The sequence below is a fragment of the Flavobacterium alvei genome (assembly GCF_002920895.1).
Classification (GTDB): domain Bacteria; phylum Bacteroidota; class Bacteroidia; order Flavobacteriales; family Flavobacteriaceae; genus Flavobacterium; species Flavobacterium alvei.
Map to the genome: position 1 here is coordinate 452,075 of NZ_PQVG01000002.1, position 26,772 is coordinate 478,846.

Below are 26,772 nucleotides of genomic sequence, written 5' to 3' on the forward strand. Positions count from 1 at the left end.
ATTATTATTATTTTTTTTAATGTTTGAAAGTATCTTAATTCTATTAATATCTGTAAATATTCTTATTAGCCGGTATTTCTTAAAAACATTGAAATGTGAAATTAATAAAAATATCAACTTATTTTGAATATATCACAAAAAAGACATTCTATACATTTAATTTTTTATCAAATATACAATTATTAAAGGTTTGACTCCAAAAAAAACATCAAAAAAATTTACTTAAAAACCTATTTTTATTCTTTATTCATATCAATAGTTATTTCTTGAAATTAATCTATTAAGAAAAACATCATTATTTGATTTTTTGTGCTATTTTTAGTTAATAATTAGCATTTTAAAAAAGAAAAAGTGGTTCGATTGGATGTAAATTAAGAATAACTCAAAACTTAGGCATCAAATACCTTGAGTTTTATTGCCTTCTTTTATTGTAATCGGACGAATAAATAGTAGAATTTCTAAGAAATTGATTAGAAATTAAAAAAGCATTGCTTCACATTTTTTGAAAAAAGAATTACTTTAGCACAGAAGTCTGAAATATCCTCCTTAAGATTACAAAATCTTTCTTTAGACTTTAAAAGGAAAGAATAATAAAAGTTTAATAAATATAAAATGAGACTAGAAGATTTTGACAACGACGAGGATAAGGTAATCCAAAATAAATTTAAAAGAAAAACCTGGAACGAGATTCGAACCAATGATAGTTGGGGAATTTTCAAAATTATGTCCGAGTTTGTAAATGGTTATGAAACAATGGGACGAATTGGTCCTTGTGTAACTATTTTTGGATCGGCGCGCATAAAACCAGAAGACAAATATTATCAATTGGCAGAAAAAATTGCCTACAAAATAAGCAAAGCAGGATATGGCATCATTACTGGTGGCGGTCCAGGAATTATGGAAGCGGGAAATAAAGGAGCCCATTTGGGCGGAGGAACATCGGTGGGATTGAATATTGAATTGCCTTTTGAGCAACATTTCAATCCGTATATTGACCACGACAAAAACCTGAATTTTGATTATTTCTTTGTTAGAAAAGTGATGTTTGTGAAATATTCGCAAGGATTTGTGGTAATGCCAGGCGGTTTTGGCACTTTGGACGAAATGTTTGAGGCATTGACTTTAATTCAAACCAAAAAAATTGGAAAATTCCCGATAATATTAGTAGGAACCACCTATTGGTCTGGATTGATCGAATGGATGAAAAAAGTTTTAGTAGAAGAAGAAAAAACAATTAATGCTACTGATTTGGATTTATTTAAAATTGTAGATACCGAAGATGAGGCTCTTGCTGTTTTGGATAAATTCTACAAAAAATATGATTTGTCGCCTAATTTCTAATTACACCTCTGAAAAATTATTTCAAAATTTAGCCTCAAACCTTGAAATCATTCTATAAAAACTTCTTATTTGTTCTTTTGTTTTTTGCGTATGCGAAACAATACGGGCAACATCATTCTCAGATTGATGTAGAAGTTAATATGGAACACAAAACCCTAACTGTTCTACAGGAAATAGAGTTTTTCAATCAATCGGAAGATACTTTGACTTCGATAGTTTTGAATGATTGGAACAATGCCTATTCCTCAAAAACAACTCCTTTGGCAAAACGTTTTTCGGACGAGTTTTACAGAGGATTTCATTTGGCTTCCGAAAAAGAACGTGGAAATACCACTAATTTAAACATTGCAACTGCTGATAAGAAGAACCTTTTTTGGGAAAGAACCGAAAAAAATCCTGATATAATTATTGTACAATTAGATAAAAAACTAGCTCCAAATCAAAAAATTGTATTGCATTTTACTTACATCATTAAAGTCCCAAGTGATAAATTTACTCATTATGGCTATACCGAAAGAGGTGGAATGTATCTAAGAAACTGGTTTCTTACTCCTGCACGCTATGAGAATCATTCTTTTGTAAAAAACAGTAATCTCAATTTAGACGACATTGCCAATGCTGTTTCTAATTTTGACATTCTATTTAGAATTCCAAAAAACATTGAATTAACAACGGATTTGGACGAAGAAAAAACAACTCCAATCGAGAATTTTTCTATTCACAAACTCAACGGGAAAAACAGAACCGATTTTAGTATTTTTTTAGAACCCAAAACAAGTTTTCGTAGCTTCAAAAACAATTTGGTTGAAGTTGAAACCAATCTTAGAGGTTATAAGGCTGATGAAATTCAAAAAGCAATTGCAATTGATAGAGTGGTAAATTTCACCAATACTTTAATTGGAGAATCGCACACTGAAAAAATCACGGTTTCGCAAGCCGATTATGATCGAAATCCTTTTTATGGATTGAATCAAATGCCTGCTTTCATGGTACCTTTCCCCGATGAATTTCTGTTTGAAATTAAATTTTTGAAAACCTATTTGAATAATTACCTCAAAAACAATTTGAAGTTAGATCCCAGAAAAGACAACTGGATTTTCGATGGAATTCAGGTGTATGCAATGATGGAATATATGAAAGAAAATTATCCTGATTGTAAGATGACTGGAAATATTTCTAATTATAAATTATTCAAAGGATACCATCTTTTAAATCTAGATTTCAACGAGCAATTTAGTTATTTTTATTTGCTAATGGCTCGAAAAAACTTAGATCAACCCCTTGGAGCTCCCAAAAACACTTTAATAAAATTTAACGAGCAAATTGCCAGTAAATATAGGGCAGGATTGAGTTTTATTTATCTTGACAACTATCTTGGAAATGGCTCAGTAGCCAATAGTATTCAGCAATTTAACAATCGAAATGCTATAGGACAAACCACTGAAAATGATTTTGAAACCCTACTAAAATCAGTAACAAACAAAGATATTAATTGGTTTTTTAAAACCATTATTCATTCCCGAGACATTATTGATTATAAATTTTCGGATGTGTCAAAAAGCAAAGATAGTATTTCATTTTCTTTGAAAAATAGAACAGGAGTTGCTGTTCCAATGCCCATTTATGGATTAAAGAACGATACTATTGTTTTTAAAAAATGGTTAGATCCCCAAAAAAATGATAGTATTTACACCTTTGAAAGACATCAGGCCAATAAGATTGTCATCAATTATAAAAATGAAGTTCCAGAATTCAATTTAAGAAATAACTGGAAGAAACTAGAAGGACTTTTTCCTAATAATCGCCCCATAAAATTTGCTTTAATCAAAGATTTGGAAGATCCATTTTACAATCAAGTTATTTATGCCCCCATATTAACTTATAATGTATATGATGGATTTTCTCCAGGAATGCGTTTTCACAATCGAGCTATTTTAAATCGTCCTTTTTTATATGACATCAATCCGACCTATGCTTTAAAATCGAAAACACTAACAGGATCGGCTATTTTTATGATCAATAAAGATTACAGAGATAGTAATTTATTTAATGTACGATATTCCATTAGTGGCAACTATTTTCATTATGCACCCGATGCGACTTATTTGAAAATAAACCCCATGATGTTGATGCAAATTCGCAATGAAAATTACAGAGACAATAGAAAACAACTACTGCTTTTTCGTCAAGTAATCATCAATCGACAGCAAAGCGACATTGTTGTGGACAGTTCACTTCAAGATTATTCAGTTTTTGATGCTAAATATGTCAATTCCAGAACCGAACTTACCAATCACATTAGTTTTATGGGTGATGTCCAGTTTTCGGGTAAATTTGGAAAAATCTCTAGTGAAGTGCAATATCGAAAACTATATGAAGACAATCGCCAGCTTAATCTTCGATTGTACGCAGGAGTTTTTACATACAACAAAAGCAATTCTGACTTTTATAGTTTTGCCTTAGACCGACCAACCGATTATCTATTTGATTACGCCTATCTAGGAAGATCATCAAGTACTGGAATTGTAAGCCAAGAATTTATATTGGCCGAAGGAGGATTCAAATCCAAATTAAACACACCTTATGCCAATCAATGGATGACGACTTTAAACGGAAGTTATTCTATCTGGAATTGGATAGAAGCCTATGGCGATATCGGGTTGGTAAAAAACAGTCAACAAAAAGAAAAATTTTGTTATGATGGTGGTATTCGACTCAATTTACTAACCGATTATTTTGAATTGTTTTTTCCAATATACTCCAATAAAGGATGGGAAATTTCGCAACCCAATTACAATGAAAAAATTCGATTTGTAATCACGCTCAATCCTGATAAATTTATCCAACTATTTACCAGAAAATGGTTTTAATTAGATTTATCAACGCTTATTTCAGATAGTTTTATATTATTATCATTTTTTTATATATTTACATAAATATTACATATTCAAAACAGCTGTTTTTAAAAATTAATTATTAAAAATTAAATTCTATTTCTTATAATGAATTATGAAAATAACTAGTTTTTTAAGTAAATTTGCCGTAATATATACTTCTTATACATATGATAAAAGAAAAAGCCAATTCAACCCTGACCTTTGAAGACTTCAAAACCGAAGTTTTGAAAGACTACAAAATTGCAATTACAAGTAGAGAATGCAGTTTATTAGGGCGCAAAGAAGTATTGACCGGAAAAGCCAAATTCGGAATTTTTGGCGACGGAAAAGAAGTTCCTCAATTAGCAATGGCAAAGTTTTTTCAAAACGGTGATTTCCGATCTGGTTATTATCGCGATCAAACTTTTATGATGGCAATTGATCAATTTACACCTCAACAATTCTTTGCCGGATTATATGGTCATACCGATATTTCTCAGGAACCCATGTCAGCTGGAAGGCAAATGGGTGGTCATTTTGTAACACATAGTTTAAATGAAGATGGCAGTTGGAAAGATTTAACACAACAAAAAAACTCTAGCGCTGACATTTCGCCAACAGCCGCGCAAATGCCAAGAATGTTAGGTTTAGCTCAAGCATCAAATATATACCGAAGCATTCCCGAATTGGCCAATAAATCCAATTTTTCGAACGGCGGAAATGAAATTTCTTGGGGAACTATTGGCAATGCAAGCACATCCGAAGGTATCTTTTTTGAAACCATAAATGCAGCTGGTGTGCTACAAGTTCCAATTATTTTGAGCGTTTGGGATGATGATTATGGAATTTCTGTTCATGCCAAACACCAAACCACAAAAGAAAGCATCTCCGAAATTTTAAAAGGATACCAAAGAGATGAAAATAACAATGGTTTCGAAATATTAAAAGTACAAGGTTGGGATTATCCAAGTTTGATTGAAACCTATCAAAAAGCATCCGATTTAGCTCGTGAACATCACGTTCCAGTTCTTATTCACGTTACTCAACTCACACAACCTCAAGGACATTCAAGTTCTGGTTCGCACGAAAGATACAAAGACGAAAATCGATTGAATTGGGAAAAAGAATTTGATTGTATTCGTCAAATGAAATTGTGGATGATAGCCATTAATATAGCTTCTCCAGAAGAACTTGAAGAAATAGACCAAATCATAAGAAAAGAAGTTCTCGAAGCTAAAAAAACAGCCTGGAGCGCCTTTATCAACCCAATAATAGAAGAGCAACAAAGCCTAGTTCAATTATTAGAAAAAATTGGTCCAACAAGCAAAAATAGTGATCGAATTCATAAATATAAAACAAATTTAAGCAACATAAAAGCGCCTTTAAAAAAGGAAATTCTTAGTACTGCTCGAAAAATTTTACGACTCATTATTAATGAAGAAAGCAAAGTGGAATTATCAAATTGGATTACTGCTTACTTTGAAAAAAATCAACCTAAATTTAGCAAATCTTTATTTTCAGAATCTAATTTGAATGTGTTTTCGGTAAAAGAAGTTTTACCTCAATATGAAGAAAACGCAAAAGAAGATACGGATGGTAGAATGATTTTGCGAGACAATTTCAATGAACTTTTCACAAAATATCCAGAAGTTTTAATTTTTGGCGAAGACGCAGGAAGCATTGGCGATGTCAATCAAGGATTGGTTGGATTGCAAGAGAAATTTGGAGAAACTCGAGTTGCCGATGTTGGAATTAGAGAAGCCTCTATTATTGGTCAAGGAATTGGAATGGCTTTGCGAGGCCTACGCCCCATTGCCGAAATTCAATATTTAGATTATTTATTATATGGCGTTCAAATTTTGAGCGATGACTTGGCCACTTTACAATACCGAACTCTTGGAAAACAAAAAGCACCACTAATTATTAGAACTCGTGGACATCGATTAGAAGGAATTTGGCATTCAGGTTCCCCTATGGGAATGTTAATCAATGCGCTTAGAGGAATTCACATTTTGGTTCCAAGAAATATGACCAAAGCAGCTGGATTTTATAACAGTTTGTTAGAATGCGACGAACCAGCTCTAGTAATCGAATGTTTAAATGGCTACCGATTAAAAGAAAAAATGCCATTGAATTATGGCGAATTTAAAACACCAATTGGTGTGGTTGAAACCTTAAAAGAAGGAAAAGATATTACTTTAGTTTCTTATGGATCAACTTTGAGATTAGTAGAAGCAGCTGCAAAAGAACTAATAGAAGTAGGTATCGATTGTGAAATAATTGACATCCAATCCTTACTACCATTTGATGTTCATCACGATATTGTGAAAAGTATCACCAAAACCAATCGATTGCTAATCATTGACGAAGATGTTCCGGGTGGAGCATCAGCCTATATTTTGCAAGAAATTATCGAAACCCAAAACGGTTACAGCTATTTAGACAGCAAACCTCAAACTCTAACTGCCAAACCACACAGACCAGCATATGGAACGGATGGCGATTATTTCTCTAAACCTTCTATCGAAGATGTTTTCGAAAAAGTATATGCTATGATGAATGAAGTAAACCCTTCGAAATATCCAGCTTTGTATTAGAAAATAGTTCTCAAATAATTAAAACCCATTACTAAATTAAGTTTTCTAGCTTACTTTAGTAATGGGTTTTCTATTTTAATCGAATGCTAAAAAACTACTTTATAATCTTAAATTTTTTAAGATACTTGTCCATAACCTCATTTATTTCGGTAGAAATTACAAATCTATAATTGAGATAGACATAAGCAACCGTTAGCAATATCGATTTTAAAATAATTGAGATTATTGGATTAAAAGGAAAATCCCAAACATAAAAAGCAACAAACAAAACAAACGTCAGTATCAATGAATACATGGTTTGTTTGGTAAAAGGATACAAATCTAATTTCTTAACCACGAAAACTAATTTGGCCAAACTGTACATCGTAATGGATAATAAAGTAGCAAATGCCGAACCAATAATTCCATAAAGCGGAATAAATATCATATTTAATCCAACGGTTAAAATCACCAAAAGAACCCCTAAAAACAATACGGTCCGATAGTATTTTGTGTTAAAGATAATGGCATTATTATTTCCCAAAATCAAATCGAAATATTTAGACAAACCAATCATAAACACCACCATAATCCCTCCAGCATATTCGGGTGGAACCATTTTGTATAGCATATTGATATTCACAAAAATTCCCAACATTACATATCCTCCAACCATTTGAAGGTTAATTGAAGTTTTTTTATACAAGATATTCATTTCGTCGTGCTTGTTTTCGTGCATTAATTTTGCGGTAATCGGATACACAATTTGATGCATCGCACGACTTGGAACCGAAATCACCAAAGCAATATAAGTTGCCACTGAGTAAAATGCGATGTTTTCGATATTCATATATTGATTCAAAATCATCTTATCGCCGTCCAAAAGCAAATTAGCCACACTTCCAGACAAAATAATATAAAAAGTATAGGTTAAAATATCTTTAGTATTCACTGGAATTGTAAACTGAAAATTAGGTTTTTGAATGCTAAAAGCATAAAACATGGTTACCAAAAGCGCAATAAGATAAACAACAGCAGTTGCATAAACAAAGCCTTCGACGGTAATCCAATGAAAATATACTCCCATCAACAAAAACAAGGAAGCGGTTCGCAAACCCACTTCTTTGATGAAATTCCCAAAAACCGAATGCATATGCACTCGCAACCAAGCATAAAATATTTCGAAATAGGCCATACATAAACCTATAAAAGGGATTAACCAAATATAGTTTTTGACTACTGCATTCTTTTTCGACAAAAAGAATAAAATTTCATCTTGAAACAAAAACCCTATGAAAAGTAAAGGGATAATCAATAGCAAAGGAAACAAAACGGTAAAAGATAAAAAGCGGTTTCGCTCGGCCTCTGTTTCGTATTGCGAATAAAACTTAACCAAAGTATTTTGCATCCCAATAGCAAACAAGGGCATAATTACATTGGCGCTCGAAGTGATATAATTTGTTAACCCATAATAAGTTGCACCAAGAAAAACAGGATACAAATAAATGGTATTGATTCCTCCAATCGCAAAACCGATGTAGGTTATTATTGTGTTTTTGAACGACTGATTTAATACTATTCCCATTTATGAGGTTAGAAGTTAGAGGTTAAAAGTTGTACCAATTTCTCTGTCAAACTTTTTCTGGAATACTGTTGTAAACCAACGGCATTAGATTGCAGTTTTCCTTCCAAAAATTGATTATAATAGCCCAAAAGTACACTTTTTAGTTTCATTTTCTCTGAATAATCAAAGAATACGCCCGTATTGGTTTGGGTAATGATTTCAGCAAAGTCAGAACCGTTGGGACCAATGGCTATAATTGGTCTATTAGAAACCATATATTCGAACAATTTCCCTGGAATAATACTTTTGGTGTCTTCAGAATTGATTTCGATAAGCAATAAAACTTGTGACTTTCTTTGATGAGCAATAGCTTCGGAATGCGAAACATAACCCAAATTATTCAAATAGGAATTCAATCCAAAACTAGAAATTGTTTCTAAAACTTCTTGACTTACGGCACCAATTAATTTAATTTCTAAATGCGATTTGAAATCTGGAATTTCATCAAGCAATTCGACCAAAGTTTCCCATAACAATTGCGGATTTCGTTCTGAAAGAAAAGAACCGATGTGTGCCAAAGAAAATTTAGCATCCAAAGGTTGTTTCTGCACATTTTCGGTGTCATAACCGTTCGTTATAACAGCAATTTGTTTTGTTGTAATGGCTTGGAACTCGGTTTTTGTGGTATTGCTAGTTACAATAATAGTATCGGCAGTATTTAAAACTTGATGTTCTAATTTTTTATGTTTCTTGGCAGCAAAATTTGACAATCGCAAGGATTTATGATAGCCAATAGTTGTCCAAGGATCCCGAAAATCGGCAAACCATTTTACATTCAATTTTTGCTTTAATTCCAATCCAATGAGATGCAAACTGTGCGGTGGTCCCGAAGTAACGATCGTGTCAATATTATTTTCGACAATATATTTTTCTAAAAACCGTACCGAAGGTTTTACCCAATAAACACGAGCATCGGGAATAAATAAATTGCCCCGAATCCAAAGAAATAGTTTATCCAAAAAGGATTGTTTTTTCTGGTTTGGAATAATTCCCGAACTGATTTTCTTGGTTTTATTTTTAGATAAAAACGAAGCCAATTGATAGGGTTCAAAAATTTTATGTTTGACAACAACAGCTTTATCCGAAACTTCTTTGACCAAATTTTCGTCAACAATTGGGTAAGTGGGATTCTCCGGAATATAAACAATAGGCTGAACGCCAAAATCAGGCAAATATTTAACGAATTTCAACCAACGCTGCACGCCTGGTCCACCAGCTGGAGGCCAATAATAAGTTATGATGAGGAGTTTTTCTGGTTTCAAGTTTAAGGTTTAAGGTTTAAACTTTTCTTCCTTTCAACATAAATCCCGCCAATTAGAAGCAACAACATTCCAATGAAACAAAAAAGTGTAATAGTGCTTCCTGTTTGTATAACTTGAGGTTCAAACTTGAACTCAATAGTATGATTTCCTTCAGGAACTCGCATCGCTCTTAGCACATAATTCACAGGAAAATGCTCCTTTTTCTCCCCATCGATATAAGCATTCCAACCATTTTCATAATATATTTCAGAGAAAACAGCCAATCCTTTTCCTGAATTATTGGAGGTATATTTTAAATAATTCGGTTTATAAACATCCAATTGTATGGTTCCTGAATCATCAAAATCCTCTTTCAAACGGGCGTTTTTATATTTCTTACCATAATCGTGAACATTGAAAACCGCATCATGTTTGGTGTCCAATTTACCCAAAGCTTTCATCACATCATCAGGTTTATTCACTAATAAAAGATCTTTAATGAACCACGCATTTCCATTGGCTTCTGGATTTTGAACCGGAACAGAATTGCCTGTCGAATCAGTTTGAATAATGTACTTTACATTCAACATATTCAGAATTTCGATATTGTTTTTGGCAATTTGATAATCGAATAATTGTTGCATTCTTCTTGGTTTAACAGCGCTATAACCTCCTATCGATTTATGGAAAAAGGATGCTCTAGCACTCGAAAGATTTCCATCAATTTCAAAAACTCTATAATGCGACTTATCTTGCAAAATCTGAACATCGGCAGGTGTTTCCTGAAATGGAACTTCTACTTCTCTTTTACTAACAAAACCTTCGGCATCAACATACTTTTTATCTACAAGAACCAAATCAAGAATCATCAATAGTCCAACTGCAATTATTGTAGTATTTTGAGCTAACTTCTCTTTTATAAACAACCACAAAGCAGCAGCTACAAGCAAAAGAAAGAATCCTGAACGCAACAAATCAGCTGAATATAGTGTTTTTCTATCGGCTTTGAGCGCATCAATAAACGAGGGACCATAATTTTGAATATAATAACCATCGTTGGATCCTGCAAAACTGAAACTACCTTTCAATAAAAATAAACCCACAATAATTCCAAAACCTACTGCTGCTGATTGCCACAAGGTTTTGAAACGTGCTTCTTTTTCTAAAGTGAAAAAGGATTGCAAACCCATAATAGCAAGAACTGGAAAACACAATTCTAAAATAACTTGTATCGACGAAACGGCTCTAAACTTATCATACATTGGAACATTGTCAATAAAAAAGTCAGTCAATGTCGGGAAGTTTTTTCCCCAAGAAAGAATTAATGCAACTATAGCTCCCGAAAGAAAGACATATTTAATTTTTCGTTTATCGGCAAACAAAGCCAAAATTCCCAAAAAGAAAACCACAACACCAATATAAGCTGGTGCTGCTACAATAGGTTGATCGCCCCAATAAGTTGGCATGGCTGAAACAAATTCATTGGCTTGTGATTCTGGAACTCCTTGGCTAGTCATGAATTTATACATTTCACTATCAGTTCCTAAAGCCTCACTGTTTGAACCTCCAAAAAGTCGTGGCGCTATTAAATTGAAACTTTCGGCAATTCCGTAACTGTATTCGGTGATATAATCGTGTGACAAAGCACTGTTGGTCTCTGCTTTTTTTCCATCAGGAGTAAAAGTCAATTCACTTTTTCCACGGGTACTAAATTTTGCATATTCGGCTGTAGCCAATAAGTTGGTAGCATTAGCACCAAGTGCAAAAATTCCAGCTATTGCCAAGACTCCAAAGGAAGTCAAAAGTGGTTTAAATTCTTTTTCTTTTATAGCCAAATAAATAAAATATCCCGAAAGCACCAACAAGAAAATCAACAAATAATAAGTCATTTGAAAGTGGTTGGCATTGATTTCTAAAGCAACGGCAAACATAGTCAGCAATCCACCCCAAATATGTTTCTTTTGAAAAACCATTATAAAACCGGCAATCACCATTGGCATATAAGCAATGGCGTGAGCTTTAGCATTATGACCAACACCCAAAATAATGATCAAATAAGTCGAAAATCCAAAGGCCAAAGCTCCAAAAAAGGCTTTGAGTGGATCTGTTTTTAAAACCAAAAGCAGAACGTAAAAACCAATAAAATAGAGAAATAAATAATCCGCAGGACGTGGCAAGAAACGCAAAACATCATCAATCATTCCAATGTAATCGTGAGGATATTTGGCTCCCAATTGATACGTAGGCATTCCTCCAAAAGCTGAATTGGTCCAATACGGTTCTTGATGTTCTGAAGCTCTAAAATCATTTTGCTCCTTTGCCATTCCGGTATATTGGGCAATATCAGATTGCAAAATTTGTTTCCCTTGTAAAACTGGATAAAAATAAATGAGAGAAATTAATACGAATCCGAGCAGCACTATGGCGTGAGGATATAACTTTTGAAGTTGCTTCATTAAATTGGTTTTGTTTTTTTTGGTTTTAGGTTTTGGGTCTTGGATAAATTTAATCTATCTCTTCATAATCGACATAATCCCCCACTTTTTTGGTTTCGCGAGTTTTTTTGGCATTGGCAGTATCAATAATAATTTCGTCGTTATTTGGCGTTTTTTGCCAAGGATTACCCTGAGCATATTGCTGCTGTTTTTGGAAATTTTCACCCGCTTTCTCCACTACTTTTTTGACCAATAATGGTAAAAACAATCTTGCCAAAAACTTTATAATATAGTAAATAGCAATGATATAAATTAAAGTCCTAATAAATCCTTGAAATGATGCTTCTTGCATAATTAAATAATTTTTGGCAAAATTAACAATTCCATCGTTCAAAATTAAAATATCATTCTTAAATAAATAATAAAATATAGTACATTTGAAATGCGTTATCCCTTTTTAAACCAAAAAAAAGAATATGTACAAAATCAAAAACCTTGTCGTAGCTGCATTTTTTATGATTCCTTTGATTCATTATGGACAACACACCGACCAAATCAACTCGAATAGACCGGGCGAAACCATGTCGGCTTTTGCTGTTGGAAAATCGGTGATTCAAGTTGAATCTGGCCTATATGGCATCAAAGAAAATCATAGTATCTTGAATTATGATGCCAATGGATTTGGCATTGATATGACACTTAGATGGGGATTGTTTATGGAAAAACTGGAATTGATTGCTGATTTACAATACCAATATGAATATTTAAATCCTGCCACAGCTTATCCTGAGAGATCGGCTTTCAAACAAACCGTTTTAGGAGCAAAATACCTGATTTATGATCCTTTCAAAAACTATGAAAAAAACATCAATGTATATAGTTGGAAAGCCAATCATGCCTTTAATTGGCATCAATTTATTCCCGCCGTTTCAGTCTTTGCTGGGGCGAATATTACTCTCGCTAATAATCCATACTATTTTTCTCCTGATGCGGCTATTTCTCCAAAAATAGCTTTGATAACCCAAAATCATTTTGGTGATGGAACTTGGGTTGTTGTTACCAATATCATCGCTGACTATATTGGAACTGATTATCCAAGTTATGGTTACGGAATTACCTTGACCAAAGGATTCAACCGAAAATGGTCTGGATTCATAGAAAATCAAGGCTATATAAGTGATTTCTATAGTGATGCCATTGTTCGTGGCGGAGCTGCATACTTAATTCACGATGATTTGCAAATTGACGCTTCTATCAGTACGAGTTTAAAAGACACACCCTCAATACTTTATGGAGGCATAGGATTTTCTTGGCGTTATGATGCCAAATACAAAGAAGTGAGAATCAATATTGATGATGACAAAAAAACAAAATCTCAAAAGAAAGTTGAGAAAAAGAACAAAAAACGCAAAGACCAAATAGAAACTACATCTTAAAAACAAAAATGATTACCATCAAAGAAGCCTCTACCAAAAAGGAAATGACAGAATTCGTGAAATTTCCATTCTCCTTATACAAAGACAACAAATATTGGGTTCCGCCTATCATTGCCGATGAATTGGCCAGTTTTGACCGAACCAAAAATCCAGCATTCGAAAGTGCCGAAGCTTATTTTTATTTGGCATATAAAAACGATACAATTGTTGGACGAATTGCTGCTATCATCAACTGGAACGAAGTAAACAACCAGCATAAAAAGAAAGTTCGTTTTGGTTGGTTCGACGTAATTGATGACATTGAAGTGACTAAAGCATTATTAGAAAAAGTCTATGAACTAGGAAGAAAAAACAATTTAGAACATGTTGAAGGCCCAATGGGATTCTCCAATCTGGACAAAGTTGGCGTTCTCACAGAAGGTTTCGACGAAATGGGAACTATGATTACCTGGTACAACCATCCTTATTTTGCAAGTCATTTAGAGCAATTGGGATTTGTAAAAGAGAAAGAATACATCGAAAGCGTTTTTCCTTTTTCGAATGTAAAACCAGAATTCTTCCTGAAAGCGCAAGCTTTAATCAAAAAAAGATATGAACTAAGGAGTTTGAACTTTACTAAAACCAAAGACATCATGCCTTATGTGGACAAAATGTTTGATTTGTTTAATAATTCTTACGCTAGTTTATCTTCGTTTGTAGCCATTACCGATATTCAAAAAGAATACTTCAAGAAAAAATACATCAGTTTTATCAATCCAGAATACATCAAATTTGTGATGGATAAAAACGATAATATTGTAGCTTTTAGCATTGTAATGCCCAGTTTTTCAGAAGCTTTACAAAAAGCAAAAGGCAAACTTTTTCCTTTTGGATTTTATCATTTGCTCAATGCTAGAAAAAACAGCAAAGACGTTGTTTTTTACCTGATAGGAGTTGATCCAGAATACCAAAACAAAGGCGTAACTGCCATTATTTTTGACGAATACTTCAAGACTTTTAGCGAAAAAGGAATTGTCAATTGCATCCGAACTCCAGAACTTGAAGAGAATCATGCCATTCATAACCTTTGGAAAAATTTCGACCCAAGAATTCATTGTAGGAGAAAAACGTTTATTAAGAATTTGTAGAAAATGGAGCTCCGCAAAGTCTCCGACTTTGCGGTAGTGATTATCGTTTTTCAACCGATTTTGTTTTTAATTATTTTTATAATGTCAGTCAAAGACTGAAGAACACATTCTCAAAGTCGGAGACTTTGCGAAGCATAACTATACAATTCAAAACTTAAAAATCGTTTTTATCCGCTCTATCTGCGTCATCAGCGTTCCATTTTTTTACCAATAAACTTTGTAACTTTGCCTTTCTGAACAACGCCAAATGAAATTCCAAGTCATATCCGATTATCAGCCCAAAGGCGACCAACCTCAAGCAATTGCCAAATTAGCCCAAGGCATTGAAGCTGACGAACGCTATCAAACTTTGTTGGGAGTAACGGGTTCTGGAAAAACATTTACCGTTGCCAATGTGATTCAAGAAGTGCAAAAACCAACCTTGATTTTGGCACACAACAAAACCTTGGCGGCACAATTGTACTCAGAATTCAAGCAATTTTTTCCGAATAATGCTGTAGAATATTTCGTTTCTTACTACGATTATTACCAACCTGAGGCTTTTATGCCCGTTTCTGGAGTCTTTATCGAAAAAGATTTATCTATTAATGAGGAGTTAGAAAAAATGCGTTTGAGCACCACTTCTTCCCTACTTTCGGGACGAAGAGATATTATTGTGGTGGCATCGGTTTCTTGTATTTATGGTATTGGAAATCCAGTAGAATTTCAAAAAAATGTGATTGCGATTGAGAAAGACCAGATGATTTCTCGTACCAAATTATTGCACAGTTTGGTGCAAAGTTTGTATTCCAGAACCGAAGCCGATTTCAATCCCGGAAATTTCAGAATCAAAGGCGACACGCTTGAAGTTTATCCAAGTTATGCCGATGATGCGTATCGCATTCATTTCTTTGGAGACGAAATTGAAGAAATCGAAAGCTTTGATTTGAAAACCTCCAAAGTCTTGGAACGTTTTGAAAAACTGACCATTTATCCCGCCAATATGTTTGTGACTTCACCCGATGTATTGCAAAATGCCATTTGGGAAATCCAACAGGATTTGGTCAAACAAGTCGATTATTTCAAGGAAATAGGCAAACATTTGGAAGCCAAAAGACTGGAAGAACGCACCAATTTCGATTTGGAAATGATTCGCGAATTGGGTTATTGCTCCGGAATTGAAAACTATTCTCGTTACCTTGACGGACGAGATGCTGGATCAAGACCTTTCTGTTTGTTGGATTATTTTCCAAAAGATTATTTGATGGTGGTGGACGAAAGTCACGTGACGCTTTCGCAGGTTCAAGCGATGTATGGCGGCGACCGCAGTCGAAAAGAAAACTTGGTCGAATATGGCTTCAGACTTCCTGCCGCAATGGATAATCGTCCGTTGAAATTTGAGGAATTTGAAGCGATGCAAAACCAAGTCATTTATGTTTCGGCAACGCCTGCTGATTATGAATTGCAAAAATGTGATGGTGTTTATGTGGAGCAAATCATTCGCCCTACTGGATTATTGGACCCGATTATTGAAATTCGTCCGAGTTTGAACCAAATTGATGATTTGATTGAAGAAATTCAAACCCGAGCCGAAATTGACGAACGGGTTTTGGTTACGACTTTGACTAAAAGAATGGCTGAAGAATTGGCTAAATATCTGGACAAAGTTTCCATTCGTTGCCGCTATGTCCATTCGGATGTGGATACTTTGGAACGCATCGAAATTATGCAAGACTTGCGAAAAGGATTATTTGATGTTTTAATTGGCGTGAACTTATTGCGTGAAGGATTGGATTTGCCCGAAGTTTCCTTGGTTGCTATATTAGATGCTGACAAAGAAGGATTTCTGAGAAGTCATCGTTCGTTGACCCAAACCATAGGTCGTGCGGCAAGAAATTTGAACGGAAAAGCCATTATGTATGCCGATAAAATCACGGCAAGTATGCAAAAAACTATTGACGAAACCAATTATCGCAGAACCAAACAGATTAATTTCAATACCGAAAACAACGTTATTCCAATGGCGTTGAACAAAAAAATAGAGAGTGCTTTTACCAATAATAAATTGGTAGAATATGAATTAGGACACATTCCTTCGCTTGCTGCCGAACCTGAAACGGCCTATTTATCAAAACCCGAAATTGAAAAACTCATTCGTGAAAAACGAAAAGCAATGGAAAAAGCCGCCAAAGATTTGGATTTTATGCAAGCGGCAAAGTTGAGAGATGCTATAAAAGCTTTGCAGGAACAATTAAGTTAATTCTTTTTTTTTTAATAAATTCTAAGCCTATTTTTAATTATTTATTGAAATAATGGATTGGAATCGATTTCAATTTAAATCAACAATCTAAAATTTTAAATTATAAGTTTTTTAGTCAATTTAAATTTAAAACTAGATTAATTTTGTAGTATTTAGAGAATCATTCTTTGTCCTAAATCCTAAAAAAAATACAGAAACACGGAAAGGCAACTTTTTAGTTTTGCCTGTGTAAACTCATTTAAATAATTAGAATTTAGAGCTGTACAAATTGTTTTTAAACAATTACAACTAAAACAAAATTAACGGCAAAAAACTGATTTTTTATAAAAAAAACACTAACTTTATATAACAAATATCGATTTCTAGCCGATACAATCAAAATACGATAAATGAATTCTAAGAAAAAGTGGCCTAATTTTATCAGTTGGTTTCTAGAAAGACCTAAAAAAACTGGATATATATTGTCCCTAATTCTTAATGTATTGGTAATTCTGATTTGTTTTCAACGCTATCATATGTTGAAAGAAGACCAGGAAAGGGAAATGAAGGCTGTTTCAGATAAAATTTATGAAAATATCGAGCAGTCTCTTAAAAACTGCCAAGCCACATTGGTCTTGCTCGCATTTACCATCAATGACAATGGTATTCCCCAAAACTTCGATAGGGTTAGCAAGCAGTTAATAAAGACAAACCCTATTATCAGTGTGTTGCAAGTAGATCCAGATGGAATCATAAAGTACATCCATCCTATGCAAGGCAACGAGAAAGCTCTAAACATAAATATTTTAGATTCAGAATCCCATAAAAAAGAGATCTACAATTCAATTAAAACTAAAAAAATATACTTTGCAGGTCCGTTAAAATTGAAACAGGGCGGAATGGGTATTTTGGGTTGGCTTCCCGTTTACAAAGACAATAAATTCTGGGGATTTACTACTGCCATCATAAAGTTGGAAAACTTGTTAAAAGCATCGGGAAGCAATTCTATTGATCATACTGAGTATGAATTCCTGTTTTCAAATAAAAACCCAAAAACGCATCGAGAAGAATTTTATTTTTCCACAAGAAAAAAATTAACAGAAACCAACTATATATCCAAAAAAATACCCAATAGTAATTGGACAATTTATTTAGTTGAAAAAAAACATTCTGATATATACCTACCCATTTTAATAGTAGGTAGTTTAGGCATATTAATTGGCATATTATTAGGTTTGCTTACGATGAGACTATTAAAAGCGCCTGAAACATTAAATATTTTATTAAAAGATCAAGAAACAAAACTCCTGAAGAATGAATTGAAGTTCAAGACTATTTTTGATCAAGCCACCATAGGCTTTGCCATTTTAGATGCCTATACAGGCAGTTTTAAAGAAGCCAACAAGAAATATTGTGAAATGTTGGGCTATACCTTCGAGGAAATCAAAGAAAAAGGTATTGCCAACTTGACCCATCCAGATGATATAGAAACCAGCTTGCTTAATCTAAAAAATCTTGAAGAAGGCAAAGTTCAGGAATACTCTTCAGAAAAAAGATATATAACCAAGTCAGGAAAGACTATTTGGGTAAATTTGAATGTTTCGCCACTTTGGGAAAATCACGAAAAACCTACTTCCTTTATTGCTTTCATAAAAGACATTACACAAAAGAAAGAAGCCGAGGAGTTAGTAGTAAAAAGTCAATCCCAATTTAAATCCCTTATCGACACCATAGACGGGATTGTTTGGGAATACAACATTGAAACTTCCACTTCCACTTTCATAAGTAAAAAAATAGAAAGCATTTTAGGATACACCGCAGAAGAATATATAAGTTGTCCTACTTTCTGGGAAGACCATATCTATACCGAAGATCGTGAGTTTGCTTTAAGAATATCTACCATAGTAAACAAAAAATACACTAATTATGATTATGAATACCGAATGGTTACCAAAAAAGGTAAGATTATCTGGATCAGGGATATTGTGAATTTTGTCTATGAAAATGGTAAAGCCGTAATGTCTAGAGGAATCATGATTGACATTACCGTAATGAAAGAAGCCGAGAAAGATTTAAGCAACTCCTTTCATTTGGTTTCAGAACAAAACAAAAGATTATTGAATTTCTCCTATATCATTTCACATAATTTAAGATCTCATACCAGCAATATAGAGTCAATAATATCGTTAATAGACAATACAGATTCAGAAGAAGAACGCAATGAAATGATGAAATTGTTAAAATCAGTTTCAAATTCACTAAACGAAACAATGAATCATTTAAACGAAGTAGTCAACATCAATACTAATATCAGCTTGGTCATAGAACCTTTGAATCTTAGCCAATATATTAATAAAGTAAAAGAAGTTCTTTCTGAACAAATAAAATTAAGTGAAGCCACTTTTATCATTGAGGTAGGTGAAACTAATTTGGTAAATTATAATTCGGCCTATCTGGAGAGCATTCTTTATAATTTAATTTCAAATGCTATTCGATACAAACATCCCAAACGAAAACCAATCATAACCATAAAATTATACAAAAAAAGAAACAAAGATGTGATTGAGATTTCAGATAACGGAATTGGAATCGACCTTGAAAAAAATAGTGATAAAATTTTTGGTATGTACAAAACATTCAATAATAATGTAGATGCTAGAGGAATCGGATTATTTATTACAAAAAATCAAATAGATTCTATGGGAGGAACTATTATCGTAGAGAGTAAACCCAATATAGGAACAACGTTTAAAATCTATACCAAATGAAAAAAAAGATAATCTGGGTAATAGATGATGATATTATTTATCAAACAATCATCAATAAATTAATACAAAAAATGGAGGTATTTTCAAACTATTCTTCCTTTATGAATGGAAAAGATGCTATAATTTCTTTGACCAATAAATTAGAAGAAGATAGCAATAATCTACCTGATATTATTTTATTGGATATAAATATGCCGATTATGGATGGTTGGGAATTTATTGAGGAAATCAAAAAGATAAAATCAAATATTAAAAAACACATTCAAATTTATATTGTAAGTTCCTCAATTGCTATCGAGGACAAAGACAAATCAAAAACTTACGCCGAAATTATGGGCTACATACCTAAACCAATTTCTGTAAATGATCTTATGTCTATTGTTTCTAATGATAATAATTAAAAGCAGAATATTTTGTTTAAAGAAATCGTATTTAATCTAACGATAAATCACTTAAAAAAACATCAGCTTTCAACTTCAATAGTTTTTAATTGAGGGTAAAAAAGACCTATATTATAGCCCTATTTTACTAACTAATGATTTTTTAATTATTAATCAAATATAACAACTCATAGGTATTTACAACTGTTTTGGAAAATAATTTAAATACATTTATAAGTAGAATACACTAATTGGCCCCAAACCTACTATACATAAAAAATGAGCACTGAAAAATTATGGTCATACATAACCCGTTGGTTTATGTTTAGACCTAAAACCTCTGGATTTTTACTATTTCTGTTCCTAATGTCTGCCGTAGTAATAATATCTATACAACGGATTCAAATGACATGTGAGGCTCGGGATAATGAAATGAATGTTAGATTAAAAGATATTCATCAAAATATTGAACAATCTCTTAAAAACTGTTACACCACTACTGTATCTTTAGCTCTTTCTATTGATGATGAAGGTGTACCGCAGAATTTCGATTTAGTCGGAAAGAAATTATTACAATCAAATCCTATTGCTAGTGCTATTCAATTAGTTCCCAATGGAGTTATCAAGTATATCTACCCAATAAAAGGCAACGAAGCAGCAATGAATCTGGATATTCTAGGATCTAATCATCTCCAAGAAGAAGCCAAAAAATCTATTGAAACACAAAAAATATATTTTGCTGGTCCTTTGAAATTGGCACAAGGAGGAACAGGCATTGTAGGAAGGCTTCCTGTTTATAATGGAAATAAATTTTGGGGGTTTTCGGCGGTTGTTATTAAGTTAGAAAACCTTTTAAATGTTCCAGTGATTAATTTAATGGACAAATCCAAATATGAATTCCAGTTTTCAAAAACAAACCCAATTAGCAATAAAGAAGAGTTTTTTCTTCCTTCAAAAACAGATTTATACAAAAGTTATTACAAATACATCAATATCCCTGATAGCGACTGGAACCTTTATTTAATTGATAAAAAACCATTTGCAATATACAATGAGATCATTTTTCGCTTTTTTTTAGGTTTAATCATATCAATAGTATTAGGAGTTTTTACAAGCAAACTCTTGAAAAAACCAAAAGAATTAGAACTTTTGTTAAAAGAACAGGAGGAAAAACTCTTAGGAAATGAAATGAAGTTTAAGTCTATTTTTGATCAATCTGCAATAGGTTTTGCTCTTATAGATGCCAATTCTGGAGACTTGATTGAAGCAAACAACAAATTTTGTGAAATGTTGGACTATACTTGTGATGAGATCAAAGAAAAAGGTATTGTCAGCTTGACCCATCCAGAGGATTTATATAAAAGCACCCTAAACTTCAAAAGGCTTAGAGAAGGAAAAATCAAGGAGTATTCTGCAGAAAAAAGATACATTACAAAATCCGGAAAACTTATTTGGTTAAATTTGACAGTTTCCCGTCTTTGGGAATCAAACAAAAAGCATTCCACAAATATTGTATTTATTAAGGATATCACATTAAGAAAAGAAGCTCTAGCGCTGATTGAAAAAAGCGAAACCCGATTTAAATCTATTTTCGAAAATTCACCACTCCCATTATGGGAAGAAGATTTTTCGGCAGTAAAAAATCATCTTATTGAATTGGATTTAATGAACAAAAATCCTGAAATTGTTTATTCTTTTTTTAATGAAAATCCTGAAGAATTATACAAATGTATTTCACTGGTAAAAATTATTGATGTTAATAATGAATGTTTAAATCTTCATAAAGTTAAAAACAAAGCATTATTATTAGAAAACTTAAACAATTTAATTGATTCAGAATCTTTTGATGCCATAAAACAACAATTGGTTGCTATTTCTCAAAATGTCAAACAATTTAGTATCGACTCCAGAATAAAAAATATGAAGGGCCAATATCGTGACATCAATTTAAAATGGAATATAATCGAAGGATACGAAGATTCACTAGAAAGAGTTATTCTATCAACGCAAGACATAACCGAAAGAAAAGACTCCGAAAAAGCCATACTCAATTCCCAACAATATATTAAATCACTCGTTGATACAATTGATGGTATCGTTTGGGAGTATGATATTGAAACTCTAGCTTGCAATTTTATCAGTAAAAAAGTAAAACAAATATTAGGCTATTCAGTAAAAGAATGGATGGAAAGCCCTACTTTTTGGCAAGACCACATTCATCCTGAAGATCGTGAATTAGCATTAGAATTATCTGATTCTGCAACCAAGCAAAAAACGAATATAGATTATGAATATCGAATGATTACCAAAAGTGGTGAAATTGTTTGGATACGAGATATTGCTGGTTTTGTTTTTGAAGGAGACAAAGCTGTAAGCTGCCGTGGAATTATGGTTGACATTACTTTAATGAAAGAAGCCGAGAAAAATTTGAACCATTCTCTATATTTAGTTACTGAACAGAATCAGAGACTACTGAATTTTTCCTATATCGTTTCGCATAATTTAAGATCTCACACTAGCAATATTGAGTCAATAATCTCATTAATAGAATCGGCAGAATCAGAAGACGAACGAAATGAAATGATGCATTTGCTGAAATCAGTTTCCGATTCGCTGGATGAAACCATGAGCCACCTCAACCAAGTTGTGAATATAAATACAAATATAAGTTTAATGACAACACCATTGAGCTTGAACACCTATATCACAAAAACAAAAGACATACTTTCTGAACAAATTCATTTAAATGAAGTTTCCTTTATCACAAATTTCCCGGATGATACAGTAATAAACTATAATCCCGCATATCTTGAAAGCATAATTTATAATTTAATTTCAAATGCAATTCGCTACAGACATCCTGAGAGAAAACCTGTCATTACAATACAATGTTATAAAGAGAATAATAAGGATGTCATCGAAATTTCAGACAATGGTATTGGAATTGATCTAGTCAGAAATGGTGATAAAATCTTTGGTATGTATAAAACATTCAGCAACAATAAAGATTCTAGAGGAATAGGATTATTTATCACAAAAAATCAAATTGAGGCAATGGGAGGAAGTATTTCAGTTTACAGTGAACCCAATATAGGAACTACATTTAAAATACATACTAAATGAAAAAAAAGATAATTTGGATTATTGATGACGATGCTATTTACCAAAAAATCATCGAAAAAATAATTAAAAAATCAGGTGTAATTTCTTCACATACTTCTTTTTCAAATGGAAATGAAGCTATCAATACTCTAAAAAATACATTAGAAGATAATAAACAACTTCCTGATATAATTTTATTGGATATCAATATGCCTGTTATGGATGGATGGGAATTTATGGAAGAAATAAAATATCTAAAATCTAAAATCGACAAACGAATTATTATATATATGGTAAGCTCTTCAATTGCTCCTGAAGACAAAAACAAGTCTAAAACCTTTACAGATATTTATAGTTATATACCTAAGCCCGTTTCAGTAAATGATTTAATAGCTATTGTTTCTAATGAATAAAAAAGAATTTAGAACCAACTTTCTAATTATGTTGCTCTTTAAAAATTCCCAATAAAACTTCCGCTTCAATTACAGGACTTTGGGTCTTTTTCATCATTTTCAGAATACGATTAGTTACAATTGGGTTCAGTCCCATATCGATTCCTATTTGTTGTATGGCAATTTCTTCTTTTGGATGCAATACTCCATCACAGTGCATCAATAAAGCCAAACGATAAAACTGATGAAAACGCTCAAATTCCGATTTGATTACAATAAAGGGCAATTCCTGATGGAATAAATCATCAAAAACTTCTTTGGTAATCTTCAACTCATCAGCAACAATGGATAAAAACATGTATTCTTTTTTATGCAAACTTCCGTCAATTGTAGCAAAAGCAATCATTTCTAAAAGTAAACTAATTTTTTCTTCGTAAGTAGGCATCAAATTGTTATTTTTAGCTAAAATATTGTTTTTTATTTAAATCACAAAATCCGGCAATGATACAACGATTTACTGTAGTTATAATTTTCTTTATTGCAATAGGAACATCTTTTGCCCAGCAAAGCACCGCTTCAAAACAAGTCTCTACTTTTACTATAGAAGCACCACAATTGCATACTACAAAGAAAATTTGGATCTATTTGCCAAAGAATTACAAATCATCCACAAAAAAATATCCCGTGATTTATATGCACGATGCCCAAAATCTTTTTGATGCTAAAACTTCCTTTGTAGGCGAATGGAATGTAGATGAAAAACTTGATAGCCTCAATGCACAAGTGATTGTCGTTGGAATTGAACACGGAAACGACAAAAGAATGGAAGAATTAACACCCTACAAAAACGCTAAATATGGCGGAGGAAATGCAGATAATTACCTTGATTTTATTGTAAAAAACCTAAAACCAGCAATTGACACCAAATACAGAACTAAAACGAATGCCCGAAATACAGCAATTATGGGAAGTTCACTCGGTGGATTAGTTTCATATTATGCTATTTTGAAATATCCAGAAGTTTTTGGAAAAGCAGGACTATTTTCACCTTCTTTTTGGTTCAATCGAAAGGAGATTATTGAATTAACAAATACGATCCCAAAACTGAAAACCAAAATTTATTTTCTTTGTGGCGATAACGAAGGTGATGCTGATATGGTAAATGACCTCAACAAAATAGACGAATTAATTTCAGAAAAACGTTGTGAATGTGTGCAATTAACCAAAAAGAAAATCGTCAAAGGTGGTCAACATAACGAAAAATTATGGCGAGATGGATTTGCAAAAGCATATGTTTGGTTGTTTTAAAATATCCATTTAAACCATTTATAAATCAAAAAATATGGTCAAAAAACAGTTGAAAAATCGAGTTTCGACTTTACTAATTTTAGTATTGGTAAGCACAGCTACATTTGCGCAAAAAATACCCCAACGAAAAATCAAAAAATTAATTGAAAAATCAGAAATTCTGAACGAACATTTCACAGGTTTTGTCCTTTTTGACCAAGACCAAGGCAAAATGATTTATGAGCAAAATGCAAGTAAACATTTTGTCCCGGCTTCCAATACTAAAATATACACTTTTTACACCGTTTTAAATATGTTGGGCGATTCGATTCCTGCGTTGAAATATGTAACCAAAGGCGATTCCTTGATTTTTTGGGGAACTGGAGATCCAACACTAACTTATTCGACATTTAAATCGACTAAAGTTTTGGATTTTTTGAAAAAATCGGAAAAGAAATTATACTTCGCATCTCATAATTACAAAGGGAATTTTTATGGATATGGCTGGAATTATGACGATTATTTAGAAGATTTCCAACCCGAATTGACCGCTTTTCCAGTTGATGGAAATACTGCGAAAGTATATAAAACCGAAAAAGGTGAAGTGACTGTAAAACCTCCATTTTTACAACCTTATTTTAAAGTTGACCCCAATTATATCCCTGAAAACTTCCTTATTCATCGGGATTTTTATACCAATCAGTTTACGTATCCAACGACAATTGCTAAAACAGGATATCTTCAAGAAATTCCGTTTAAGACCAGTCCTGAACTAACGATTTCGCTTCTGGAAGAAAAAATAAATAAAGAAATTTCGCTTCTAAACATTACTTTACCTCAGGATTTCAAAATCATTTACAGCGAAAAAACCGATGATGTTTTACGAAAAATGATGCTAGTCAGCGATAATTTTATAGCCGAACAATTGCTTTTAGTCTGTTCTTCAACACTATCGAATGATTTATCTACCAAAGTGATCATTGATTATAGCAAAACTAATTTTATGAAAGAATTTGCCAATGATATCGTTTGGGTTGATGGTTCGGGTTTATCGCGATATAATTTATTCACTCCAAATACGTCAGTTGCTTTGCTGAAAAAAATCAGTCTTACAATTAATGACAAGGAAAGATTGCATAGTTTATTTCCTGCTGGTGGAGTTTCGGGAACACTTAAAAGAGCCTATAAAACAGATGCTGACAAACCATTTGTTTGGGCAAAAACAGGAACACTTACCAATGTTTACAATCAGAGTGGTTACATCATTACTCGAAAAGGCAAAAAATTAATCTATTCATTAATGAACAATAATTTTACCCGAACCACTGAGGAAATTAGGGATGAAATAGCTAGAATTATCACCAAAATTCACAATGATTATTGATTCTCAATTTCAATTAAGGAATAATTTACTTCCAAATTGCTTTTAAACCGTACCTTTGTAAAAAAATAAAAAATGACAAATAACGATATTTTCAAAAAACTTCGTGTAGCCTTAATGCTTCGTGACGACCAAATAGTAGAAATTTTAGAATTAGTAGATTTCAGAATTTCAAAAACAGAATTAAGTGCTTTTTTTCGTGCCGAGAATCACGAAAATTATGTGGAATGTGGTGACCAAGTGTTACGCAATTTCCTAAACGGATTGGTAATTCATTTGAGAGGAACTAAGGAAAATCCAAAAAATCCAAATGATGTTTTGGCCAAACACAAAGCACAAATCCCTACCAAAGAAGGAAACTCAGATAGACCCGAATTTAAGGCAAAACCCAAAGACGAAGAACGAGCCAGAGGTGACCAAAGCCCTTCTAAAACAAAACCTGCTCCAAAAAAGAAACCTTTTAAAAAAACTGCTCCAAAAGTGCAAGTGGTGGAGAAAGTAAAATACAATTTCGGGAAGAATAAGAAGTCATAAGTCAAAAACATTCATTACAGCATATTTTAAAACACTTTTTTCAATCTTAACGAA

The 26,772-nt window shown here is 32.7% G+C and carries 18 protein-coding genes; 13 read left to right on the plus strand and 5 right to left on the minus strand.

Features of this window, described 5'->3' with window-relative positions:
• Nucleotides 1-612 precede the first annotated feature (612 nt).
• From C3L50_RS04965 to C3L50_RS04975, 3 genes are all read left to right on the plus strand, one after another.
• On the plus strand, nt 613-1,341 hold the full coding sequence (locus C3L50_RS04965) for an LOG family protein (protein ID WP_103805036.1): 729 nt from the start codon (nt 613-615) through the stop codon (nt 1,339-1,341).
• A 41-nt stretch (nt 1,342-1,382) separates the two neighbouring features.
• On the plus strand, nt 1,383-4,211 hold the full coding sequence (locus C3L50_RS04970; RefSeq protein WP_317044953.1) for a gluzincin family metallopeptidase: 2,829 nt from the start codon (nt 1,383-1,385) through the stop codon (nt 4,209-4,211).
• A 194-nt stretch (nt 4,212-4,405) separates the two neighbouring features.
• Entirely contained in the window at nt 4,406-6,814 is a 2,409-nt protein-coding gene (locus C3L50_RS04975) for an alpha-ketoacid dehydrogenase subunit alpha/beta (RefSeq protein ID WP_103805037.1), read from the plus strand.
• A 94-nt stretch (nt 6,815-6,908) separates the two neighbouring features.
• On the opposite strand, the gene C3L50_RS04980 is transcribed toward C3L50_RS04975, so the two are convergent.
• Genes C3L50_RS04980 through C3L50_RS04995 form a run of 4 tightly spaced genes read right to left on the minus strand, consistent with a single transcriptional unit; the run spans nt 6,909 to nt 12,445 of the window.
• On the minus strand, nt 6,909-8,378 hold the full coding sequence (locus tag C3L50_RS04980) for a lipopolysaccharide biosynthesis protein (RefSeq protein ID WP_103805038.1): 1,470 nt from the start codon (nt 8,376-8,378) through the stop codon (nt 6,909-6,911).
• Between the two features lie 8 nt (nt 8,379-8,386).
• Entirely contained in the window at nt 8,387-9,679 is a 1,293-nt protein-coding gene (locus C3L50_RS04985; protein ID WP_103805039.1) for a glycosyltransferase family 4 protein, read from the minus strand.
• A 2-nt stretch (nt 9,680-9,681) separates the two neighbouring features.
• The gene (locus tag C3L50_RS04990) at nt 9,682-12,114 is read right to left on the minus strand and encodes a YfhO family protein (RefSeq protein WP_103805040.1); all 2,433 of its coding nucleotides are present in this window, start codon (nt 12,112-12,114) and stop codon (nt 9,682-9,684) included.
• 49 nt (nt 12,115-12,163) lie between these two features.
• Nucleotides 12,164-12,445 (minus strand): DUF4834 family protein, encoded by a 282-nt coding sequence (locus C3L50_RS04995; RefSeq protein WP_103805131.1) that lies wholly within the window; start codon nt 12,443-12,445, stop codon nt 12,164-12,166.
• Between the two features lie 124 nt (nt 12,446-12,569).
• Between C3L50_RS04995 and C3L50_RS05000 the strand changes: the two genes are divergently transcribed.
• From C3L50_RS05000 to C3L50_RS05030, 7 genes are all read left to right on the plus strand, one after another.
• On the plus strand, nt 12,570-13,529 hold the full coding sequence (locus C3L50_RS05000; RefSeq protein WP_103805041.1) for a transporter: 960 nt from the start codon (nt 12,570-12,572) through the stop codon (nt 13,527-13,529).
• Nucleotides 13,530-13,537: 8 nt separating this feature from the next.
• Nucleotides 13,538-14,656, plus strand: coding sequence for a GTP cyclohydrolase (locus tag C3L50_RS05005; RefSeq protein WP_103805042.1), 1,119 nt, complete (start codon nt 13,538-13,540; stop codon nt 14,654-14,656).
• A 247-nt stretch (nt 14,657-14,903) separates the two neighbouring features.
• Nucleotides 14,904-16,895 (plus strand): excinuclease ABC subunit UvrB, encoded by a 1,992-nt coding sequence (gene uvrB, locus C3L50_RS05010; RefSeq protein ID WP_103805043.1) that lies wholly within the window; start codon nt 14,904-14,906, stop codon nt 16,893-16,895.
• A 389-nt stretch (nt 16,896-17,284) separates the two neighbouring features.
• Nucleotides 17,285-19,642 (plus strand): PAS domain S-box protein, encoded by a 2,358-nt coding sequence (locus C3L50_RS05015; protein ID WP_103805044.1) that lies wholly within the window; start codon nt 17,285-17,287, stop codon nt 19,640-19,642.
• Nucleotides 19,639-20,043 (plus strand): response regulator, encoded by a 405-nt coding sequence (locus C3L50_RS05020; protein WP_103805045.1) that lies wholly within the window; start codon nt 19,639-19,641, stop codon nt 20,041-20,043. The genes C3L50_RS05015 and C3L50_RS05020 overlap by 4 nt, the downstream gene beginning before the upstream one ends.
• 258 nt (nt 20,044-20,301) lie before the next feature.
• The gene (locus C3L50_RS05025) at nt 20,302-23,145 is read left to right on the plus strand and encodes a PAS domain S-box protein (RefSeq protein ID WP_103805046.1); all 2,844 of its coding nucleotides are present in this window, start codon (nt 20,302-20,304) and stop codon (nt 23,143-23,145) included.
• Nucleotides 23,142-23,537: a response regulator gene (locus C3L50_RS05030; RefSeq protein ID WP_103805047.1), complete on the plus strand. Its 396-nt coding sequence runs from the start codon at nt 23,142-23,144 to the stop codon at nt 23,535-23,537. Before C3L50_RS05025 ends, C3L50_RS05030 begins: the two co-directional genes overlap by 4 nt.
• Before the next feature lie 22 nt (nt 23,538-23,559).
• Here C3L50_RS05030 and C3L50_RS05035 read toward each other — a convergent pair whose 3' ends face one another.
• Nucleotides 23,560-23,961, minus strand: a complete 402-nt coding sequence (locus tag C3L50_RS05035; protein WP_103805048.1) for an excinuclease ABC subunit B — start codon at nt 23,959-23,961, stop codon at nt 23,560-23,562.
• A gap of 56 nt (nt 23,962-24,017) precedes the next feature.
• On the opposite strand from C3L50_RS05035, the gene C3L50_RS05040 reads away from it, so the two are divergent.
• From C3L50_RS05040 to C3L50_RS05050, 3 genes are all read left to right on the plus strand, one after another.
• Nucleotides 24,018-24,824, plus strand: coding sequence for an alpha/beta hydrolase (locus tag C3L50_RS05040; protein ID WP_103805049.1), 807 nt, complete (start codon nt 24,018-24,020; stop codon nt 24,822-24,824).
• 34 nt (nt 24,825-24,858) lie between these two features.
• Nucleotides 24,859-26,187, plus strand: coding sequence for a D-alanyl-D-alanine carboxypeptidase (locus C3L50_RS05045; protein ID WP_103805050.1), 1,329 nt, complete (start codon nt 24,859-24,861; stop codon nt 26,185-26,187).
• A gap of 72 nt (nt 26,188-26,259) precedes the next feature.
• Nucleotides 26,260-26,718: a DUF1456 family protein gene (locus C3L50_RS05050; RefSeq protein WP_103805051.1), complete on the plus strand. Its 459-nt coding sequence runs from the start codon at nt 26,260-26,262 to the stop codon at nt 26,716-26,718.
• Nucleotides 26,719-26,772: the final 54 nt, after the last annotated feature.

Bases quoted from the DNA above. Each gene is read 5' to 3' on its own strand.
- C3L50_RS04965 (WP_103805036.1), top strand. From the start codon at position 613: ATGAGACTAGAAGATTTTGACAACGACGAGGATAAGGTAATCCAAAAT.
- C3L50_RS04975 (WP_103805037.1), top strand. From the start codon at position 4,406: ATGATAAAAGAAAAAGCCAATTCAACCCTGACCTTTGAAGACTTCAAA.
- C3L50_RS04980 (WP_103805038.1), bottom strand. From the start codon at position 8,378: ATGGGAATAGTATTAAATCAGTCGTTCAAAAACACAATAATAACCTAC.
- C3L50_RS04990 (WP_103805040.1), bottom strand. From the start codon at position 12,114: ATGAAGCAACTTCAAAAGTTATATCCTCACGCCATAGTGCTGCTCGGA.
- C3L50_RS04995 (WP_103805131.1), bottom strand. From the start codon at position 12,445: ATGCAAGAAGCATCATTTCAAGGATTTATTAGGACTTTAATTTATATC.
- C3L50_RS05000 (WP_103805041.1), top strand. From the start codon at position 12,570: ATGTACAAAATCAAAAACCTTGTCGTAGCTGCATTTTTTATGATTCCT.
- C3L50_RS05005 (WP_103805042.1), top strand. From the start codon at position 13,538: ATGATTACCATCAAAGAAGCCTCTACCAAAAAGGAAATGACAGAATTC.
- uvrB (WP_103805043.1), top strand. From the start codon at position 14,904: ATGAAATTCCAAGTCATATCCGATTATCAGCCCAAAGGCGACCAACCT.
- C3L50_RS05015 (WP_103805044.1), top strand. From the start codon at position 17,285: ATGAATTCTAAGAAAAAGTGGCCTAATTTTATCAGTTGGTTTCTAGAA.
- C3L50_RS05020 (WP_103805045.1), top strand. From the start codon at position 19,639: ATGAAAAAAAAGATAATCTGGGTAATAGATGATGATATTATTTATCAA.
- C3L50_RS05025 (WP_103805046.1), top strand. From the start codon at position 20,302: ATGAGCACTGAAAAATTATGGTCATACATAACCCGTTGGTTTATGTTT.
- C3L50_RS05030 (WP_103805047.1), top strand. From the start codon at position 23,142: ATGAAAAAAAAGATAATTTGGATTATTGATGACGATGCTATTTACCAA.
- C3L50_RS05035 (WP_103805048.1), bottom strand. From the start codon at position 23,961: ATGCCTACTTACGAAGAAAAAATTAGTTTACTTTTAGAAATGATTGCT.
- C3L50_RS05040 (WP_103805049.1), top strand. From the start codon at position 24,018: ATGATACAACGATTTACTGTAGTTATAATTTTCTTTATTGCAATAGGA.
- C3L50_RS05045 (WP_103805050.1), top strand. From the start codon at position 24,859: ATGGTCAAAAAACAGTTGAAAAATCGAGTTTCGACTTTACTAATTTTA.
- C3L50_RS05050 (WP_103805051.1), top strand. From the start codon at position 26,260: ATGACAAATAACGATATTTTCAAAAAACTTCGTGTAGCCTTAATGCTT.